This is a genomic window from Haloarcula sebkhae (assembly GCF_014647415.1).
Classification (GTDB): domain Archaea; phylum Halobacteriota; class Halobacteria; order Halobacteriales; family Haloarculaceae; genus Haloarcula; species Haloarcula sebkhae.
Genome location: NZ_BMPD01000007.1, coordinates 138976 through 156333, shown reverse-complemented (window position 1 = coordinate 156333; position 17358 = coordinate 138976). Strand labels below are relative to the sequence as shown.

General features: G+C 50.3%; 15 protein-coding genes. 6 read left to right on the top strand and 9 right to left on the bottom strand.

The window, feature by feature from the left end; all coding sequences use genetic code 11:
- Positions 1–13 precede the first annotated feature (13 nt).
- On the top strand, positions 14–352 hold the full coding sequence (locus IEY38_RS17860; RefSeq protein WP_188979918.1) for a hypothetical protein: 339 nt from the start codon (positions 14–16) through the stop codon (positions 350–352).
- A gap of 24 nt (positions 353–376) precedes the next feature.
- Here IEY38_RS17860 and IEY38_RS17855 read toward each other — a convergent pair whose 3' ends face one another.
- On the bottom strand, positions 377–1588 hold the full coding sequence (locus tag IEY38_RS17855) for an HD domain-containing protein (protein WP_004592082.1): 1212 nt from the start codon (positions 1586–1588) through the stop codon (positions 377–379).
- 139 nt (positions 1589–1727) lie between these two features.
- Here IEY38_RS17855 and dcd point away from each other — a divergent pair, with 139 nt between their 5' ends.
- The 3 genes from dcd (at position 1728) to IEY38_RS17840 (ending at position 3661) form a co-directional block, all read left to right on the top strand.
- Positions 1728–2348: a dCTP deaminase gene (gene dcd, locus IEY38_RS17850; RefSeq protein WP_004592080.1), complete on the top strand. Its 621-nt coding sequence runs from the start codon at positions 1728–1730 to the stop codon at positions 2346–2348.
- Between the two features lie 144 nt (positions 2349–2492).
- Positions 2493–3179: a hypothetical protein gene (locus IEY38_RS17845; RefSeq protein WP_004592078.1), complete on the top strand. Its 687-nt coding sequence runs from the start codon at positions 2493–2495 to the stop codon at positions 3177–3179.
- A 23-nt stretch (positions 3180–3202) separates the two neighbouring features.
- On the top strand, positions 3203–3661 hold the full coding sequence (locus IEY38_RS17840; RefSeq protein ID WP_004592076.1) for a hypothetical protein: 459 nt from the start codon (positions 3203–3205) through the stop codon (positions 3659–3661).
- Positions 3662–3777: 116 nt separating this feature from the next.
- Here IEY38_RS17840 and IEY38_RS17835 read toward each other — a convergent pair whose 3' ends face one another.
- The 3 genes from IEY38_RS17835 to IEY38_RS17825 form a co-directional block, all read right to left on the bottom strand.
- Positions 3778–4275: a dihydrofolate reductase gene (locus IEY38_RS17835; RefSeq protein ID WP_049909271.1), complete on the bottom strand. Its 498-nt coding sequence runs from the start codon at positions 4273–4275 to the stop codon at positions 3778–3780.
- A 14-nt stretch (positions 4276–4289) separates the two neighbouring features.
- The gene (gene thyA / locus IEY38_RS17830; protein WP_004592072.1) at positions 4290–5345 is read right to left on the bottom strand and encodes a thymidylate synthase; all 1056 of its coding nucleotides are present in this window, start codon (positions 5343–5345) and stop codon (positions 4290–4292) included.
- Between the two features lie 213 nt (positions 5346–5558).
- Positions 5559–8405 (bottom strand): tubulin-like doman-containing protein, encoded by a 2847-nt coding sequence (locus IEY38_RS17825; protein ID WP_004592070.1) that lies wholly within the window; start codon positions 8403–8405, stop codon positions 5559–5561.
- Between the two features lie 298 nt (positions 8406–8703).
- Here IEY38_RS17825 and IEY38_RS17820 point away from each other — a divergent pair, with 298 nt between their 5' ends.
- The gene (locus IEY38_RS17820) at positions 8704–9912 is read left to right on the top strand and encodes a hypothetical protein (RefSeq protein WP_188979915.1); all 1209 of its coding nucleotides are present in this window, start codon (positions 8704–8706) and stop codon (positions 9910–9912) included.
- 62 nt (positions 9913–9974) lie between these two features.
- On the opposite strand, the gene IEY38_RS17815 is transcribed toward IEY38_RS17820, so the two are convergent.
- From IEY38_RS17815 to IEY38_RS17795, 5 genes are all read right to left on the bottom strand, one after another.
- Positions 9975–10457 carry a hypothetical protein gene (locus IEY38_RS17815; RefSeq protein ID WP_004592066.1) on the bottom strand — a complete coding sequence of 161 codons (483 nt, stop codon included), beginning with the start codon at positions 10455–10457 and terminating at the stop codon, positions 9975–9977.
- Complete coding sequence (locus IEY38_RS17810; RefSeq protein WP_004592064.1) at positions 10457–10843, bottom strand: hypothetical protein; 387 nt, start codon at positions 10841–10843, stop codon at positions 10457–10459. Before IEY38_RS17810 ends, IEY38_RS17815 begins: the two co-directional genes overlap by 1 nt.
- Before the next feature lie 80 nt (positions 10844–10923).
- Positions 10924–11607, bottom strand: coding sequence for a hypothetical protein (locus IEY38_RS17805; RefSeq protein WP_004592062.1), 684 nt, complete (start codon positions 11605–11607; stop codon positions 10924–10926).
- A gap of 379 nt (positions 11608–11986) precedes the next feature.
- Positions 11987–13147 (bottom strand): hypothetical protein, encoded by a 1161-nt coding sequence (locus IEY38_RS17800; RefSeq protein ID WP_152420782.1) that lies wholly within the window; start codon positions 13145–13147, stop codon positions 11987–11989.
- Between the two features lie 254 nt (positions 13148–13401).
- Positions 13402–15717, bottom strand: coding sequence for a tubulin-like doman-containing protein (locus IEY38_RS17795; RefSeq protein ID WP_049909265.1), 2316 nt, complete (start codon positions 15715–15717; stop codon positions 13402–13404).
- 665 nt (positions 15718–16382) lie between these two features.
- On the opposite strand from IEY38_RS17795, the gene IEY38_RS17790 reads away from it, so the two are divergent.
- Entirely contained in the window at positions 16383–17306 is a 924-nt protein-coding gene (locus tag IEY38_RS17790) for a zinc ribbon domain-containing protein (RefSeq protein ID WP_161607595.1), read from the top strand.
- Positions 17307–17358: the final 52 nt, after the last annotated feature.

Genomic DNA, 17358 nt, shown 5'->3' with positions numbered 1-17358 from the left:
ATTTGGGTCTAGTATGTTTGACCAGGAGAACCCAACTATTCAGCGACAATTAGTCTTTGAATCCCTCTTTAGTGAGCTTAGTCAGTTCCGTAGAGGTGTCCATATAGACAAAATGGCCCAAGCTCTTCTCAAAGAGGAAACAGACCGAAAACATCTTGTAGGGATATTGCGGGGCGGAGAAAAAGCAGTATTCTATCAGGAGGATCGTAGAGAAATTGTCGCGATCCCATTTAATAAACACGGAACGCAGAATCGTTTTGCAGAGTCTCTGTGGCGACAAAAGACTTCTGAGACTGTGTGGGAACACAAAATCAGGCAGCGACTGGTGTGGCTTCACCCCCGGTATCGTTGAGGCAGCAGTTGCAATTCTCCAGATTTAGACTAATGAATTACTATCTCCTTCACGTTCTTTGACGTACCTTCCATTGATCTTGATGTCCAGTATGTCGTCTGCGACTTCTCTGACAGCAGATATACTGGATTCTTCAGTATAAATCCCCAAGCGCCGTTGATTCTTGACAGCCCCTTCTAATGCTCCGATGATCTGTGACTGTTCCCGAAGGAGAGTGACTTCCCCATTTTTTTCTATCTGTGTCTCTGATTCTGGGAGCCCCATTTTGTGGGGGATGTCTATCAATACTGTCTCCGGATTAATACCAGCAGCTTGAGCTATTTCTCGCTCAAATTGGATTATCTCTTGGTAACTAAAACCTCTAAGACTTTCTGGAATTGCGTCTGTTTCAAGCCATACAGCTCGCTTGAACAGATTCCGGTTGTCCAAGCGTGTAGCCATTTTGGAGGTTTCTGGATGGCTCCGGAGAGTTGTTATAAGATCATAGTCATCAATCCTCCTCAGGTCTTTTGGTGCAAGTTCGTTCGCCTTGATGAGGCGCTCTGTTGCTCGGAGGAGCATTAATTCCGCAATCCGTGCGGTATGGTGATGATAGACTGTTGGATCCATTAGGGCACGGGCGGTCAGGACATTCTCTGCAACCTGTATATTTCCTTCTTTGATCACTAGCTGTGAATCTATAAACGTTAATGACCGTATCAGCTGTTCGTGGTCAATCGTTCCGTAGGGAACACCTGTGTGATGGGCATCGCGAGCAAGATAGTCCATACGGTCAACATCAAGATCCCCAGCAATCAGCTGCCCGTATTTTTCATTTCCGCCAACTAATTCTGAGATATATTCAAAATTAATCCCGTGATTTTCAAGAATCTCACGAGCTTGGCTATTGGAAAGTAGATTATAAATATCGTCGTGATCTTTACCGAGATGCCTCTCGAATACCGGCTCGGTGACATGGCTGAAAGGCCCGTGACCGGTATCGTGTAATATGGCGGCAGCCCGAAGACACTCTGCGTGATTCTCGTCGAGATCTAAATGTTTCGCTACTTCATCTGCAAGGTAATATACGCCCAAACTGTGTTCGAATCGAGAATGGTTGGCGGAGGGATATACAAGGGAGGCAGTTCCCAGTTGTCTGACCCGTCTTAGTCGCTGTACAATAGGTGTATCGAGGAGATCGGCTGCGACACCGCTAACATCAATATGATCATGGATCGCGTCCTTTATTGTGAACATGCTATGGATAGTGTCTACAGGCTCTGCTGTTATTAAACGCGTGGGCCGAAAGAACCGAATCCAACTGCCGTTTTGGCCTACTACCTACGCCCAGAGGTAGGCAACTTTATGAGTGTGCGCCCAATCGAATTGGACAACAATGATGCTCTCCGATGTCGATATCAAAAACAGGCTAGAGGACGGAGATCTGGTAATCGAACCGCTGGCTGATCCTGATCTCCAGATTCAACCGGCAACGGTGGATGTCCGTCTCGGTCAGAAGTTCCGAACTTTTAATAACGGTAATATATCGTGTGTGGACCCGACGGTTGATGAAATGCCGGAAAAATACACCACGGAAGTTGATATTGAGGAGGATGGTGAGTTCATCCTTCACGCGGGTGAGTTTGTGCTTGGGACGCTAAGGGAACGAGTTGAGATCCCGCGCGATCTCGTTGCTCACTTGAATGGGCGGTCCTCTATGGGTCGTCTGGGCGTGGTTGTCCATGCGACAGCCGGCGTCGTCGACCCCGGTTTTAAAGGGGAACTTACACTTGAGCTTTCTAATCTAGGCAATTCCCCGGTTGCCCTGCACCCTGATATGCGTATTGCACAACTGAGTTTCCAGAAGCTCCAAACACCCGCTGAGCGCCCGTATGGTCACGGCCGAGAGTCCAAATATCAAAATCAGTTGGGCCCACAGGCGACAAGGCTTCAGAATGACCCTGAATTTATTGAAGAAGAAACAGACTCCACGCCTGATGATACTGATGGGTTCTAATTAAATCGTCTCGATTATCAGATTGTCCCCAAGAGCGGTGACCTCTCAAGGTAGAAAAGACAGGAAATAGTTTGCCATCCGGTTATTAATTTCCCGGAACACTTATTATGTTTCTGGGGGTTGGGTCTGTTATCACTTACAACCATGAACGTCCTGTCCGGTAAAGAACTGGAGTTTTATATTGAGAAAGGATTGGTGAAGAATGCTCATGAAGACGCTCCGTTCGAGGATATTAAGGTGCCCTTGAGATACGGCGGGATAACTGAAAAGAGAACGAAAACTATTGAGGGGAACTCTACTTATGAACGAACAAAGGAATCTACAGCGACTATCCGCCCGGGAGAAACCAAATTATTCCTTACTAAAGAAGACGTAACAACTCGTGAAATCGGTAAAGAGTATCCAATCCGCATTTTTGGCCGTATTTATCCCCCGAACAGTTTTGTACGAGGTGCACAAGATGTTGGGACTGGGCCAATTGATACAAACTGGCAAGGAGGGGAACCGTTGCGTATTGCAATATCTAACAATAAAAAAGAAAGTAGAGTAACTGAACCAAGAGATGGCAAAAAAACCGGTAATAATACTGGAAAAAAAGATGCAGGCATTGAGATCCAAGAGGGGGATATTATTGCCTATGTGATTTTCGAATATGTTTCGGTGACCACGACTCTGGATGAACAAACACTTGAAGATGGGCGTAATCTGTCTGAACCACGATTCAGAGAAAAGGACGTTCAGTCAGCAGCTAGACGGGACCGAGAAATTCTTCTTGAGCGAATTGAGGAGCTTGAAGAGAAGTACGCAGAGTTACTTAATAAGATAGAATAATTAAGGAGAAGAGCGTTTAACTAATGTCCCTCTCTTCAGATATAGATCGCGACACTTTAGTTGAAATTAACGGCATTCTTCTGTTATTAAATACTATAGGTTTAGTGATTAATACGAAAGTGATATTGGCAATCCCCTTTACGCTCGGACTCTTTCTTCTAAGCATCAAGTATGTGAGAGGGGATAGATTTTACCGGAAATTGGAATCGGAGGGAATAATACCAAAAAAGAACCATTATGCTGTAATATTGGCCAGGCTAAGTCCATTTGATCTTTTTGTGAACCAATTGGTGGACGAGATAGAGAGACAGCGGAGACTGATGTGCGATGCTCTATCACACAATAAAGAACTCCGGATTAAAACGGCTCGGAACGAGTTGGAGCAGATTCTTGGGAATTATGGTATCAATCTAAGTACTGAGGAGCAGGAGACTTTAGAAGACCTACTTCGAGAGGAGTGGGCTTCTGTAAGAGAGGAATAGTTGCTAATATTCTATGACTATGCCCCGATTCTTCAGACAGCGGACGAAGATAAGCAAATACAACTGAGAGGGTAAGGCGACTTTGGCTAACTGTATGGTTCTTTTCTTAATTTCCACTACGGGTTGATCCTGTATTTTGAAACAACCAGCGCTTCACTAATATTCCGACAATCTATACAATCAAGTTCCGAGAAATCGGGACCGGGCCACTGCGTATCGCCATTATATTTTCTAGGAATATGCGTAATAAGTAAGTAATCTACTATTCCTCGATTTAAAAATTCCTCATAAGTCGATCGACCACCTATGACATAGGCCTGTTCCTTACTCTCGTTTTTTGCCTCTTCAAGGGCCTCATCAATACTCCCTACCTCTATCACTCTCTCTTGGTCCGAAGATACTCCGTTGCGGGTTAGGACAATATTCTTCCGTTCCGGAAGTGGTTGACCCAGACGCTTCTCTATGCTTTCAAACGTCTTTCTCCCCATAATAACCGGGCTCCCGATGGTTTCGGCTCTAAAATGTTTCAGATCTTGAGGATAGTGCCATGGAAGTTCACCGTTGTGACCGATAACACCGTTATCAGCTACTGCAGCGATAATTACGAGGTCCATAGTTCTCTCACGGTTCATTCTGCAACTTCAAATCTCAAATCACTATGGCTATCGTAATCCTGAAGGGTCACATTTTCATAAGAGAACTCTCCGAGGGACTCAATATCAAGTTCCACTCTGGGCCGATCAAGTGGATCCCGAGCCAGTTGTTCAAGGAGGCCGGGAACATGGTCATAGCCGTAATTGTGACTACCTGCGTCAACCTCTGTTGTCTGCTCAGGGGGAGCGTTTTCTAAAACCCAGTTCCGGACACTTCGATACTCTTCTTTGCTATTCACGTTAGCGAGGTGATCTTGAAACTCGCTTAGGTTCTCAGAGTACCACTCGCCCCGTTCCTCTTGTCCACAATAAATGTGGGCGTCCACAAGTGTATGCGAAAACTTTCCCAGAGCTATATCAGTCACCTCACTTAGAACTCGTGCCAGTAACGCGTAGGCCGCAATATTGAATGGGACACCTAAAGCAATATCTGCGGATCGCTGGGTGAGATGACAATTCAGCTTCCCTGCCTGGACATTGATGACAAAGGTATAATGACAGGGGGGGAGTGCTGAGGGTCCCGTGTTTGCTGGGTGCCACGCTGATACGACCAGCCGCCGGGAATGACGGTCTCGATCGGGGTTTTTTCCTTTGAGTGTATCCACTACGTAACCCAACTGGTCGAAGACCAGTGTACCCGTCTCATCATCACGCTGAACCCAGGGAGACTCTTCGCTTGCCCATGCTTCCCCTGGTAATTGCGCTTTGTTCTCCGGTATTGGGAAACGACGCCAGAATCTCCCATAGGCGCTTGGAAGGTTTCCATCTTCATCTGCCCACGAATTCCAAATCGCTGTTTTTTCACGCAACTTGCGGACATGATGGTCTCCAGATAAATACCAGACGAGCTCATGGAGCATTGAATCCCACCGGAAAGTGTCCATCTTCTTAGTAGTTAATAGGGGATATCCCTTTGCTAGATTAATTTCGTAGTGGTGGCCGAAATCCGCTATTGTATCGACTTTTGTGCGATTTTTCTTGTAATGTCCGCCTCTAAGAATTCTCTGTACCAAATTATGATACTTTTCCATGGCCGTTTGCAGATTAGAAGCCCACTGAAAAAGTTCTATGGTCACTTTCGCTGATTACCTTGGATAGGGGTGGGTAATGAGAGAACGAGAACGGGATTCGGCGTTCGACGACCGTAAGCGGCCATAGTAGGGGGTCACAAGGGATTCCTGAGAATTGCGATCTCTCATCCCGGTGGAGAGATCCGTCCCGTCAAACAGTCGTTGCTGGATTGTTTATTCGAATGAGATCTGGAGCTGCTCCCTATCCTCTAAATTCTCTTGGTACGCTTGGAGGATGTCTTCCCAGTCGGCTTGTCCGGCCAACCACCGACTTTTCAGGTCGGGATCGGGGGTAGCCTGCTGAAGACTGGTAAATGTGATTCCCTCCAGAGTTCGATCCCACCCATCGAAGACTTCATCCTCGTCACCAAATTCGTAGTCTTCCCACATCGTCCCTCGCCACATATAGGTATCCAACCCGGTCTGCTTGATGAAGTTCTTCTTTTCGCCCTCGCTCATCTCAGACTTCTTCACTCGGCCTATATCTAGTTCTGGCGGCCGTGGGATCTCGATTCGCGACTTGATCTGGAATGCTAGGCGAATATTTCGGTCGTACCACTCAGGGTACGCGAATGCTTGTCGGTAGTCCCGATACTTCCCCGCCATTGGATCGAGTTGCCCTCGATCCGCCATATCACGAAGCCGCTGATAGAGGGTGAGCGCCTCTACTGGCCCTCGGTTATGGAAGGAAACAAACGAGATAGAGTAGGGATCGTTGATATAGTCGATCATATTGTCGCTTCCCGACCGCCGGGTAGTACCCCCGATCATAGTGTCGACGCCTTCGACAGCATACTGCTCGTTGTCCTCGTGGTACAGAAGCCACATCTCCTGTCGTGGGTTCTTTTCTTCCCCCCGGTCGGTTTCCGAGTAGTTCATGTCGAAGACCGGCTCTTCCCAGCTCGTGGCGTTACTGAGCCATTGGTTGATGCCGTTTCGGACCTTCCGTTCGTCGATGAAGCCCTGGGTCACGTAATCGTCCAGACTGTTGAGCTCGTCATCGACCCGCTGAAGAGTTAGCTCCTCGTCATCGAGCATGTCCCGACGGAGCGGGAAGATACCCAGACGTTTGCCGGTCCCCTCGCTGGCGAGTTCGTCCTTCTCCTGTTCAATAGATCGGTCGAGTGCTTCGATCCGATTCTTCGCCTCCTCTTTCTCCGACTCACGTGCAGTAATCAGCGAGTTCACCGAACTGACTTTGTCGTCGAGGAGGTTCTTCGCTCGATTGCGACGGCTCTGCACGGCTTCTTTCATCCCCTGAACCCGCTGATACCGGCCATCTGCTTCAAGAAGATCATCCCGACTCTCGCGCAGTTTATCGAGCTTCTGTTCAGCTGCTTCACGATCGCTTTCGGTCAGGGGATGCCATGGCGGGAAGAACTCCTGAACCTGTCCGATCGTCCCGAGATCCACATTCTCGAGTTCCTCCTGGAATTCATCGATTTTCTCGTCGTAGAAGGTCTTGAGTGCCTCCACCTTCCCTTCGAGAGTCGACGTAGCACTGCCCCCGAACTTGGTCCGATCCGCCATGTCGTAGGTCCGCCACTGACTCGACACGATTTCTTCCCAGTGGTCTTCGACAGCGGGCGCAGCATTCGGCGTCTGAAGCATCTCCTCCAGAATCTCCGTTGCGAGTAGAAGCAACTCTGGCCGCTGGTCAGCACGAATGTCGTCGATGTCCTCCGGTTCGTCCGACGCTTCTTCACCCTCTTCTTCCGGTTCATCCGGGCTTGCTTCCGCCTCGATAGCATCGAGAACGCGTTCGACGTCCTCCGCCGTGCTGTTTCTGACAAGGGCGTTGCCGGCTCCGAGCTGCGATTCGAAGCGCCCACGGAAGTTCTGCTGCCAGTCGGAGACGTCGTCGAGATGTTCGTTGACCGTTGTCGGGTCCTGCTTGATCTCCTCCAGGTCGTTCTTCTCTGAACGGAGGTCCTCCAGCTGGCTCGGGATCGTCTCCGTGACGAGCGTTTTCTTCTCCTCACGCTCGTCCTTCATCTTGCAGAACTCACGCACCTGCTCGTGAGGGACTTGAAGCTGGGCATGGCCTACTGTTCCGAGTGGTGCCGTCCCTTTGGCCCGGCTGGACCAATTTTCGACGGACTGTTCCATCTCAGAGAGTGCATATATGCTCTCTGCCACTCGCCGGTTGATCTGCTCCCGATAGCCCTCGATAAAGTCAGTCCCGGTACCACTGGTGATGAGGTTCTCATCGACACCGATCAGCCAGTAATCGTTGTACGGGATTCGCTCGATGGGAATCGCGTCGCCCGTGAACGACTCTTCGACGCGTTCGTCGATGTCTGAGAGGGTTCCACCCTGACCGAAACTCTTTGAGTAAATTGGGATATCGAGTGCTTCGTCGTCAGCATCAAGCAGGTTACTCAGGTCACTCAGCGAAGAGTAGGAATTGGGATAGTACATCTTTTCGCCCGGCGGATCCGTGACTTCGGGGTCGAAGTCGACCTGTGGAGCGACACCGACACCGCCTACATACACGTCGACGTTGTCGTTCTGATCTTCGATGCGCTGGGCGATCCGATTCAGCATCGCCGAGAGCAGCGAGAAGGTTCCGCTCCCTGTGCCGCCACCGAGCGAGTGGAGCAGGAAGATGTTGTAGGAGTCCCGATCCTCCCGGAAGGTGTAGTCGACTTCCTGGTAGTGTTCGAGGATATCGTACCACAATGACTCGAAGTAATCGTCGAACGTCTCGTGCCCCCGGCTATCGAGCTTGTACCGGCCGACGGGACGTTGACGCTCTGCCCCCTTTCCACCCACTTCCGTATCCTCCGTCAGATATGGATAGGTAGCCATATCTTCGTCAAGGTGGGCATCAGAAACGTTGAGACGCACTCGAGTCGTACCTGGTGGGACGCTACTGAGCGTATCCCCGTCAGTATCGATGGCAAAGTAATCGAAAAACTCCTCACTCTCGTTTCGCTCAACCGTCTCTGCGAGCGTGTTCATCATGGCGATACCGGCCTGTCCGACGCCAATAGCAAACGTCGGTAGCGGATCCGACATATAAGAACACCGTAGCCCGAATTCGACTTAAGTGTTGGTGGCCATCCAAATCCTATATCAATATATCTCCAAATTGTCTCTCGTTGTTGCGTTGGTCAGACGGGCCAGTATCCTCGGTCACCTTTTCACCATCGACGGGGCTGCCACAGGTATAATCCGCCTTCCACTCCTCGGTTCATGATCAGTCGGCGGATGGCGCGGTGAGCATCGACTACTCTCCTCCAAACTCGCGATATGAAGAGGGGGAAACGTCTTTGTCGCTCGTTGAGAAAGTCTAACAACAGGGCACGGGATTGACATGGGTGTCACCGACTTGATTGAATCGACGTTCGGTACTGATGATCACGAGTCACTTTTCGACCCAGAATTCTACAGCGACAGAGAACTCAGAGAAGACAAGATTCGGATCAGCCAGGAACGAACCCGCCTCGAGAAAGAACTGGAGAAGTACGAGAACAAATACAAACGACTCCTTGATCAGGGGGCCGGTGCTAACGACATCGAGCGCGAGGAATTCGCACAGAAAGCTAAACTCACCAAGCGAAGGTACGAGATCATCGAAAAGAGGTACCGGAAACAGGGCGTCATTCTCGCCACTCTGATCACTATCGAGGGAATCCGGGAGCTCTTGGAACGACATGATAAGAACGAGTCTAATATCGCGAACATCGTTGCCGACGCGGAGACCGACGTTGGTGCCCTCCGAGAAACGTTACAGGAGCAGATGGCACAGCACCACCTCGACGTGGAGACGATGCAAGAGGTACAACGGAGCCTCGACATCGACGTGCTCCCGTCCGAATCGACCCTCTCCGCGACGGACGAAGCGGCACTCATGGATAGTGTCGCCGCTGGCCATATTGACGCTGAATCTGTCGACATTGATCAGGATATCGGCGAGATCAACCCTGGAATCGGAGAAATCGTACTCGACGACTCCCCCACGATTGACGAGCCCGATATCCTGTCGAACATCGAAGACACAGATGGTTCAATTACGACAGATGTCAACCGCACCACCGATGACCGGCTCGAGATCGATATCTACGCAGCGGACGAACGAACTGTCAGGATCCGTGACTACGGCGCGAGAGTGTCCACGACGTGGACCACAGACATGAGACCGACTAAGTTGGTTGAGACTATTACCAGCATGTTCGACATCACGGACACGGCCCCAATGGAGGCGAACTGGGAGACCTCCGACGACAAGGTCGAACGCGAGACAGGAACTGTCAAGAAACTCGAACCCGCCGACTGGTTCCCTGACGCCTGTCGGTTCCTAGTGATAGAGGGACCTGACTTCGAGATTCGGTGGGGAGACGACCCCGGGCAAGAGGAAGTCTTCGAAGTCTCAGTTACAACGGAATCAGAGACGGCGGAGTCGGCAGTCTCCGACCTTCTTGCGGAGACGCTTCGAAACGAGCTGTCCACCGATCTTCTAGAGAAACTGATGGGGCGCACACGATTCGTCCTTGAGGAATATCAGCTCGGTAAAACACGTTGACCAAGATCTTACCCAGAACAGGATGCCTAGGCATGCCTGACGCACTTGCTTTCTGATACCCCTCAGAACACCTCGCTGACGACGATCAACACGATTACCAGCAGGTTGCTCCCGACCACAACCAGTTTCCCGTACCGATGTCCGGCGATCTGTCCCTCGACCCAGTATCGATCCGGTGAGAGTGCCTCGAAGTACGACCGGGTCCGGTACCGGACGGCCACTATCACCAGCGCAGAAACGACGAACAGGATGCCAGTAAGAACGAGTGTCCTCCGAGCGTTCGCGGCGATGAGTTTCCCCACAAAGACGACAATGAGTGCCAGAAGCGTGAGTTCGAGATGCTCCATCGCATTCTCGTAGTCGAAACTATATGCGGCGAACCGTTCGATGTCGGTCTTTTGGCGCTCATCGAACAGCGTAACCTCGTCGTATTCTTCGAGGACTAAATCGAGTCGTCGGTTGAATCCGGGTCGCAATAGTTCGAGGATGACGATGCTGACGAAGGGAGCAGTCTGGACGACGAGCGAGGCCAACTCGCCGATCATCAGACCAGTTCGACCTCGGGAAACACCTCGGGGATGGAGTCGTTCTTCGACTCCTCCAGCGCGTCCTCGCGGTCGTAGTACGTTAGATTTACGCGGATACTGTCCTCGGCATCGAGTGCCTCCGCATACTGTGACACTTGGAGAGCGAAGGTCTTCCGGGTCGGATTTCCCCTCTCCGCAGGTGGGAGGACTTTCCGTGCCACATGGTACTCCGTTTTGCCCGAATCGAGGAACTCGAGGCACCCATTCAGGCTCTGCAGATGGAGGTCAATGTAGATCGGATAGCCCTTATAGTTGGTAACGGTGACCTCCTTCGTTCCCGTTGTCTCGGGCCCGATGCAGCAGACCCGCTCCGTGTCCTGCAGGTCCGTCTCGACCGTAAACATCGGATGCGTCCTTTCCTTCTGGCATTTTGCTTTGGTCATCTTGGTCCCCTCTTCAGTGAAGTTCGGGTGTAAACCGACGGTTAGATGTCTATATCGTCGTCTTCTCCGTCGCGAACGAGCGAAAGTCCTAGCTTCAGAATCACGAAGATGACTGCGAGGATTCCGACGTAAGAGAGGATCTCTTGGGCAGTCGAAAGGGTTTCGCCTTGGTCTGTCTGCTGTTCCAAGCTATCGATCACATTCTCGGGGCGGTTTTCAAGTGCGTTCTGGGTCGAAAATGACTCTTGTTGGGAACTCCCGCCTGGGGTTTCGTAATTGAAATTGACTTCCCCGACTGTAACGTCCCCTGAGTCGGCCCCGCCGATATAGTAGGTTCTGTACTCGACTCGGAGAGTCGTACCTGCAGGGACCTCGTCAGCTCGATAGACCACTGCAGATTCTCGCGTTGATCTATCGAAGTTGATGGACCGGTCCCCCTCGACGAACACCTGAACAGAGCTCTGATCGAGGACTGTGTTGTCGGCACCTTGAATCACGATTCGGGGATTAACTGCGCTATCACCAGTGACTTCGATCGTTCCAGTGACCTGAATTTCGTGACCACGGGCGTCGGAGCTCGATCCATCGTTCCATCCGTCATAAGAACTCGAGAACGAACCACTCACAGCAGCACTAGCGATGCCGGCGTCGGCTGTGAGGACGATTATAGTGATCAGAATAGCCAAGATGGTGGTCCGCCGCCCGGAAAACGGATTTCTGCGCATATTGGAACCCCTCGGACATGAGTTTTAAATAAATTTCTTTCACTTCCTACTTCGAGACCTGTGTTTGGCACGTGAGGAAACTGCCTGTGCTACGTTTTATGAGACTGGTCGGATCTGTTGAAATCCTCGTAGAGTTATGAGACCGTAGGGTAGTGTGACCGGAAGCTGGCCCTCCTGAAGTCAACACTACTCCGGGCCGATGACTGGTTGACCGAGCTTGAAAATAGGATTATCTCTTTCAGGCCTAAATGCAACTCGGTAGGACGTTGAAACCACCGCAGGTCGACTCGACCCGTGAATGGCTACAGACTATGATACCGACGCCGACTAGCTTGATCACGCGTCGGACGACACAATACAAATCCAGTCCGTCTTTGGATCAACCTGGGAGAACGAACGTCGTCAAAATGTACGTGATTAAATTGATCACCAAGGGTAATAGCCCGATTAGCAGAACTCCTCTGAGCAACCGATAGTCGATTGGGTATTCATGTCCGTTCTCAACTCGGTCGAGTGCCGTATATAGGTACACCGAGTCGAAGAACTCCTGTTGGTCTTCGGGTCTGGTTGTGACGTCCTTTAGTCGGACGGCAGAAACCTCAATATCGGCATGTAGTTCTTCGAGGGCCTGTTGCTTTTGGTGACGCATGTACCGGTGGATCCACACAACGGGGACAACGAAGAATAGGATCCCTATGACCCAAGCAAAGAAGAGATAAATGAACACCATATCCGATGGCTGGGTGTACGCTCCACCGGATAGAGCAAATCGCCCACCAGTAACTTCTGCGATCGGGAAGACCTTTCGCAAGAAAAACAAAGTGAACAACAATAACGCTACGAAGTAGGTCTGAGTCCCTCGTTTGATCAGTTGCCCGACTGGCCGGAGACCGTGGAAATTAATGGTATCTGCGAAGTCTAGATCGATCGCTTCGTCGTGGATCCGATAGGGTAACATCATATGTATACCGACAAATGTGGTGAGAAGATCGGCGATGACTGGAAGATATATAAACGGGATGACAAATAAATACTTGATGGAACCGCTCAGCATTCCTTCGAACGCATAGACGCCTGAGATCTCTCCGACTCCCACAAAGTACCCAAAGTGGAGACTTAGGCCGGCAACATAAATCCCCCATCGAATCGAGGGTGGTGTCAGCGGCAAAAACCGATCCCTTACACTAGGCACGACCTGAAGATCATCAATTCCCTGTTGGTACCAGTCTCGAAGTTGCATTGTGAGGAACAGCCCGAACAGGAGAGAACCGTGATAGGTCACCGACCACGGATGGAGTGTACCGGCCCCTGTCATCGAGAACTGCGGAGAGAACAGCCAAGACACCACGCCACCGAGGAGCGTACCTACGACAAGGTACAGGTACGCATCATAACGAGATGTGATATCGGTGATTCCGACCATCTGTGCGAACCGTTCGACTATTAACGTCCCCGCCGGTGATCTCGGCGGCGTTCCGGTCGCTCTCAGCTTCGATAGTAGCGTTCTCCCGTTGTCACCTTCGGAGGACTCTGTCGACATAAGTACCTCTACGAGCTACATTACAAGGATGGGATATGAAACCCAAGTGTGACGTGGCCTATTCGGAGAATTCAGTAGTCCATTCGTATTTAGCTAAGCCTCACACATCGGTTGTGAAGCAATAGCAAGTGCATTTTGTAAGATCGGCCGTTACCAGTGAATCATTTGTACGTCCTCGATAAGCCCCCGCTATCACGCGGTTTATTTCTTATCTAAGAATAGATTGTCTGAGAAATAAGAGTTCGCAGAGCCAATTAGTCTGGTCGATTGAGTAATTCTGGATACGCGAATCGCTCCTGTAAGTCCGAGTCAAAAATTGACCCAAGAAGGGAGGAGACATCAGATTCTGGATCAGTGTGGTACTGATGAATCGTGCCGAACTCACTCGTGTACTGTAGTGAAACAGGTGAGTAGAATCCTAAAAGAGAGAGGGAACTCGACTGTTTCCCGGTGACAAAATTATCGATATCTTTGAATTGGTAGTAGAGTTCACGCCGGAGAGACCCCGATTTTTTCTCCCCATTCAATAGCAATCCTTTGAGAAGGCTATGGTCGTCTTCCGCTGCGATAATACCGAGCCGGCCGGTCGTCTTCCCGAACTGTGATTCCGCCAGATCTTCTACTGGCTCCTCAAGTAACGCTATCCCTTTTTCGAGAGATTCTCTCAAATCTTGCTTGCTGAGTACCCCCTTGGATAGTAGTGAGCTAAAATTCGAATTTCGTAGGTCATTGTCTGCGGCGTCCTCTTCAAGTTGGAGTGGTACACGGACACGTCCCTCCTGATGGGTTAGTTCTTCCATCGAGGATTCCAGCTGAGAACGTTGTTGCGAAAGACGGGCCCACCGCTGCTGTGCTTTTTCCCAGGCCTCTTGCTTGTCTTCGGCCTTCTTTTCCAAGTTACGGCGCTGTTCTTTGAGTTGATGACGAACTTCTTCTATTTGAGTATGGAGATAGGCTTCAAAATCACGTAGATTCTCGAATTCGGCAACGAATCGCTCAGCACGTCTCACATCGTCTTCGAATTCGTTTAATTGTTGGCCTGAATCAGAGACAAAGCGAGGGATGAGGGAATTAGAGACTCGTTCCTGAAGATTTTCCATCTGTTCCTGAAGCCTAATAAGTAGATTTTCATACCACTCCTGAAAATTCTCGTCCTGAGAGTTCCATTGACTCACTATCTCAGGTTGGGGGGTTTCATCAATCTCGTCCGAGAACCACTTATTTCCTACTTTGCGCAAGTAGCCGGGGAGTGGATGGGTTGCAATCTCTTGTCTGATTTGCTTCCGTAGCAGAGAGGCACAGAGAAACCTGATCGCAGGTTCTGCAGGAACATCATCCGGGATCCGCTCTCGGTTTGTCTGCACGAGATTTTGGACCCGATTCTCAAATACATCCGTTCGAGAACTGTCCGGCTCGGAGGTACCAGAAATTACTGAAATTAGGTCCATGCAGTCGGATTTTAGATTCTCATCGATCGGTAGTGACTCGGCAGTTCCACCGAAGTGGTCCGTTTCACTTCCATCAGCTGGAGACACTTGGCTCGTCATTCGTAGTAGAGACTCGATCCATTCGGCGGCTGTGATAATGGATTCACGCCGGTTACGAAGAGTACCAAGCTCGTCATCAAGACCGCCCAGTTCCCGATTAAGGGAATAGAGCTGCTGTAGTTCTTCAATCGGTATCTCAACCGAGACGCCGGCCACGGAATACAGATGGCCTTGACAGAACCAATCATTAGCTTCAGCTGACGCTAGGTAGAATATCAACCGCGCTGCCAACCTATTAATCTGTGAACTGTCACCGCTATGAAATCGGTTTGCTTCGTTGAACCCGAGCAGCCAATATCCTTCAAATGGGTTCTGATTGATCGAGAGTGAGGTTGAGCTAATGCTGGCCGGCGAAGAGTCGATATCGATCTCAATTGGATACATTGTTTCCCCGTCGATATCCATCAGTCTCCGGAGCTCTGCAAGTGCCGTATAGGCATTTGCATAATGAACGGGTTCACCATCAGGGACATCGATTTGCTCCTGTAACCGATCTAATCTCGGCAAGGAGCCGATACCGAATATCTCGACAGTTTCTTCGATTTCAGAGCTACACCTCTGGAGCAACAAGGTAACGAGTGGAAATGCTCCTGATCCTGTTCCACCCCCGAGGCTGTTGATAACCCATATCTGCCGTAGTTTAGGATCTGAAGAAATTTCTGACAGAGTTTTAATCTGGTCCAAGAGGCAGTCGTACAGGCTCGAAGAGTCCGCATTGGAGTCAACTAGATAACGACCGAGTGGACGTCGACGGGAGGTCCCTGCTTCAGGGACAAGTTCAGGTTCTCTCTGTAGATAGGCCAAACTCTCAGAAGCGCAATTGTAGGCCTCTCTATCGATTGTTAGCTCGTATGTGGTTGCAGATTCGGGGGCAAATGCTTGAAGATCTTGATTACTCGAATCAATTGCGAGGAATTGGAACCGATCTTCTACCCCTTCCGCAGTAACAACCTCGTCAACCGCAGAAAGGATATTACACCCCGTTCTACCGATGCCGACGACCAAGACAGGGTGTATCGCCATTAAACGACAACTCTTCCGCGATACCTAAAAAGAATGGCCTTCCAATTCACCAAAGGAAACCCTGCAGAACGATACCCGATCTACACACTCCGATGAGTTTGCAGATTTATTATACAGCAGAAAATACCCTCATTCGAGTCGCTAATTGATCTACAATGTCTCGAACGTTCACCCAGAAACTATCTGCGGAACTCGACCACAACTCTGAGGGGACGGTTCATCTGTATGCCGAATACGATGTTCACCCGGATTTAGGGGGACTAACTCTCTCGTTTCCTGATTATCTCACCCCAGAAACTACCAGTGGGTTTTCAAATTCTCAGGGACATCAATGTGAATGGGATGGGGCGACGGAGGACCCATGGATTCGGTTCCGTTATGACGTGGATCGGACGAACGCAGGCGGATACGAATTTGTTGATACGGGTGGGTGGGCTCTTTTAAAATATCCACCTATCAATACATCGTGGCGGTACTCTGGTAGGAACATTGAGCTGCAAAAGGAACATGATATTAGACAGGAAGGAATTGTGAGTTCGGATGGGAATATTGTCTACCTTGGTCCCCATACTCAAGAGCGATTTCAAGCGGGTGGTCAGACCTTTCGGATCGCTATTCCAGAGCACGCGTCACTAAGGCCGTCACTTAGTGATGTACGAGAATCGTTGAGCTACGCAGCGAAAAACCTCAAAGTGGGGGGTAAGAACGACGGGGTTGTTGTCGTTGTAGCCCCCTCAAACATCAATTGGGGGTGGGGAGGGCTTCAGAGTGGCGTGAATGGCTTCTGGGCTGTTGACTCGAGTAGGGTGGACCACGCCAATAACACCTGGGTTCATGAGTATGTTCATACACGCCAAGAGTGGACCCGAGATAGTTCAACGCAGTGGCTCATCGAAGGCACGACGAACTACTATGCCGCGTTGCTCACGTATCTTGAAAGCCGGATCCCTTTTTCTGCCTTCCACAGATACGTAACTACCGACCGACACAGTGGCTCTGTTTTAGTCGATCCAAGTCAGTGGACCTCCTCAAACGCACACTACACCAAAGGCCGTCGAGTTACAGCGGCCCTTGATGCGAAGATTCGGCGTGAAACTAACGGCGAGAAGATGTTTGAGGACGTATTTCGGAACATGAATAGCATCGATGAGTCGCTCTCACATCAGAAATTGGAAGGCTTGATTCGTGACGTCGTTGGCCACCGTCTGGATGAGTGGTTATCAAAATACGTGAAAAGCTCACAAACGCCTGAAATCCCAAAAGACGAAGATTTGTTCTCTGGAGGGACTATCCCAATACCAGAACCCGAACCAGAACCAGAGGACGACGAGGAGGATGAGGAGGAAACCGGTCCAGATGACGAGATTGATGAATGCCCGGTCTGTGGAGAGTCCGTTACTGGTGACCAACAGTTTTGTGAGGCTTGTGGGACGGCACTATTTGGACAATGTCCCGTCTGCGGGCGCGGTGTCACGGACGAACCTTATTGCCCTGAGTGTGGCACAGCAATCCAAGAGGAATGTGAAGTCTGTGGAGCCCGAAGACATTCCTCAGAGGAATTTTGTTCCAACTGCGGCACGAGATTTTAAAAAGAGGGGTCTGGGGCATCTTTTTGAAACTGCCAACCAGTAGTTAGAAATG